This is a genomic window from Nocardioides sp., from assembly GCF_034670285.1.
Classification (GTDB): Bacteria; Actinomycetota; Actinomycetes; order Propionibacteriales; family Nocardioidaceae; genus Nocardioides.
In genome coordinates this window covers 1-2816 of record NZ_JAXMNS010000457.1, presented here as the reverse complement: position 1 = coordinate 2816, position 2816 = coordinate 1, and the positions used below count along the sequence as shown (strand labels likewise).

General features: G+C 70.4%; 2 protein-coding genes and 1 pseudogene. 2 read left to right on the top strand and 1 reads right to left on the bottom strand.

Features of this window, described 5'->3' with window-relative positions; all coding sequences use genetic code 11:
* Positions 1–987 (top strand): annotated as a pseudogene (locus VOI19_RS17600) (hypothetical protein); the annotation flags it as partial.
* Between the two features lie 107 nt (positions 988–1094).
* Positions 1095–2468, top strand: coding sequence for a GntP family permease (locus VOI19_RS17595; protein ID WP_323794247.1), 1374 nt, complete (start codon positions 1095–1097; stop codon positions 2466–2468).
* A gap of 38 nt (positions 2469–2506) precedes the next feature.
* Here the strand turns inward: VOI19_RS17595 and VOI19_RS17590 are convergent.
* Positions 2507–2816: FadR/GntR family transcriptional regulator (locus VOI19_RS17590; protein WP_323794246.1), on the bottom strand; the 310-nt coding region annotated here is incomplete at its 5' end.

Here is a 2816-nt window from a genome sequence, read left to right as displayed (position 1 = left end):
GACGAGCCGGCCATCGTCCTCTCCGGTCCGGGCTTCGTCGCCGATGACGTGGACGACCCAGCTGACCCGGGCGACTCGGACAACGTCTCGGGCACGGTGTTCACCGCCGCCGGCACGTTGACCGTCACACGAGCTCGCTACGAACCACTCAGCACCATGTGGAGCGGGAACGTCGTCTCGACGCTCGGGCTGCTCCTGCTCCTGGCGCTCATGGCCGGGCTGGTCGGCTACGTCGTGGCGCGGAGTCTGTCGCGCCCCTTCCCCCAGCTGGCGCTCGCAGCCGCGGCCCTGGGGCGTGGTCGCTTCGACCTCGACCTGCCGTCCTCGCAGATGCCCGAGGCGCGCGCGATCGCGCAGGCCCTCGAGAGCAGCGCCGCCCAGCTGCGTGAACGCCTGGAGCGCGAGCGTGAGTTCGGTCTGCTGGCCTCCCACGCGCTGCGTACGCCGCTGCAGTCGCTGCGACTGCATCTCGAGGACCTCGTGGGTGACCCCACGATCTCCGACGACGTGCGCGGCATCGCGCTGCGGTGCCTGTCGTCGGTCGGGCGCATCGGCGAGGTCGCGGGCGAGCTGGTCGAGGTGTCGGGTCGCGGGGTCCTGGTCGCGGGTGCGGCGACGCCGTTGCACGAGCTGGCCACCCAGGTCGCCCAGAAGTGGTCGGAGAAGCTGCACGACGAGGGACGCGTGCTCACCGCGGCCGTCGAAGGAGACATCGAGCTGCTCTTCACGCCGGGACCGGTCGAGCAGGCGCTCGACCTGGTGCTCGACGAGGTGGTGCGCGAGCACCGCGGCAGCGTGCGGCTGGTGTTCGAGGGCCAGGCCAGCATGCTGGCGGTAGACATCACCTGCGGCAACCCCGACGGCACGATGACCGCGCCGTCGGAGCCCGCCGACCAGAGCACCGCCGCAGTGCTGGTCGCCCTCGGCGGGGTGGTGGAGGCCTCGCGCGATCGAGATGCGCTCCGCGTGCTGCTCCCGCGACGCTGAGGAGCAGCCGAGCGCGGCCGCACGGTTGCCAAAAGTAGTACCTTTCGGGCACGCTTCTGAGATCGGCGTCACTTTCCGACGCCTTGACGTCGATCTCGGAGGCCCTCGTGGATCCCATCACCCCGGTGCACGGCACCACGACGCTGCTGCTGATCGCGGCCGGCGCGGTGGCAGTGCTGCTGTTCTTGATCATCAAGGTGCGCCTGCACGCCTTCATCTCGCTCGTGCTCGTGAGCGTGCTGACCGCCGTCGCGGCCGGTATCCCGGTCGCGCAGGTGCCATCAGCCTTGATGTCGGGCTTCGGGAGCACGCTGGGGGCCGTGGCGCTGCTCGTCGGTTTCGGCGTGATGCTCGGCCGGCTGCTCGAGGTGACCGGCGGTGCGCAGGTGCTCGCCGACACCCTGATCAACCGCTTCGGCGAGAAGCGAGCGCCGCTGGCCCTCGGTGTCGCGGCGTTGCTCTTCGGTTTTCCGATCTTCTTCGACGCCGGCCTGGTGGTCTTCCTGCCGATCATCATCACGGTGGCCCGGCGCTTCGGTGGGTCGGTGCTCTACTACGCACTGCCCGCAGCGGGGGCCTTCGCCTCGATGCACGCGCTCGTGCCGCCGCACCCGGGCCCGGTCGCTGCGACGGAGTTCTTCGAGGGCAACGTCGGCACGATCCTGCTGATCAACCTGCCCGTCGCAGTCGTCGCCTGGTACGTCGGCGTCTACCTGCTCTCGCGACTTCTCGGACGCCGGGTGCACGTCGACGTCCCCGAGCTGCTGTTCGGCCAGGCCACCGTCCGGTCCGACGCGCCTCGCTTCGTCGTCGTGCTCGCGCTGCTGCTGCTGCCCCTGGTGCTCATCGCAGGCAACACCGGGGCCTCCACCCTGGCCTCTGCAGGAGCCGTCGACGGGGACGCGACGTGGGTGACGACGCTCCAGCTCCTGGGCAACACCCCGATCGCGCTGCTGATCACGCTGCTGGTGGCGATAGGCGTCCTCGGCACCAGCAACGGACGATCTCTCGAGGAGACCACCACGCTGCTCGACGAGGCGCTCGCGCCGATCTGCTCGATCATCCTGATCACCGGCGCGGGCGGGATGTTCGGGGGAGTGCTGCGCGCCAGCGGCATCGGTGAGTCGCTCACCTCGTCGCTCTCCGACCTCGGGCTGCCGCTGCTCGTGCAGGCGTTCGTCATCGCGACCCTGCTGCGGGTGGCGCAGGGCTCGGCGACGGTGGCGTTGACCACCACCTCGGGCCTCATCTCGGCGCAGGTGCTCGCCGGCGGTTACGGCGACGTGCAGATCGCGGCCCTGGTGATCGCGATCGCGGCAGGCGCCACGGTGCTCTCGCACGTCAACGACTCGGGCTTCTGGCTGGTGAGCCGGTTCTTCGAGATGGACGAGAAGACCACCCTCAAGACCTGGACCGTCATGGAGACCACGCTGGGGCTCTCGGCCTTCGCGCTGTCCACGCTGGTCTGGGCGGTCGGGTGACGGAGCCCCCGCGCCACCGCACCGACGGCCCCCGCGGGTCAGTCCCGATCGGCCTCGGCGGTTCCTCCCAGACCGTCGACCACCTCGAGGCACAACGCGGTCATCGCCGCACGAGCGTCGTCGACGTCGCCGTCGGCGATCGCTCGTGCCACGCGCGCGTGCAGGTCGCGAGCCTCGGGCTTGGGTTGGTGCGGCATCAGGTCGTGGTCGGTGCGTCCGCGCAGGACCTCCTCGACGACGTCGCAGAGTCCGGCGAACATCGGGTTGCCCGAGGTTCGGAGCAGCAAGCGGTGGAAGGCGACGTCGTGCTCGAGGAAGCGCAGCAGGTCTCCGGCGGCACCGCTCACC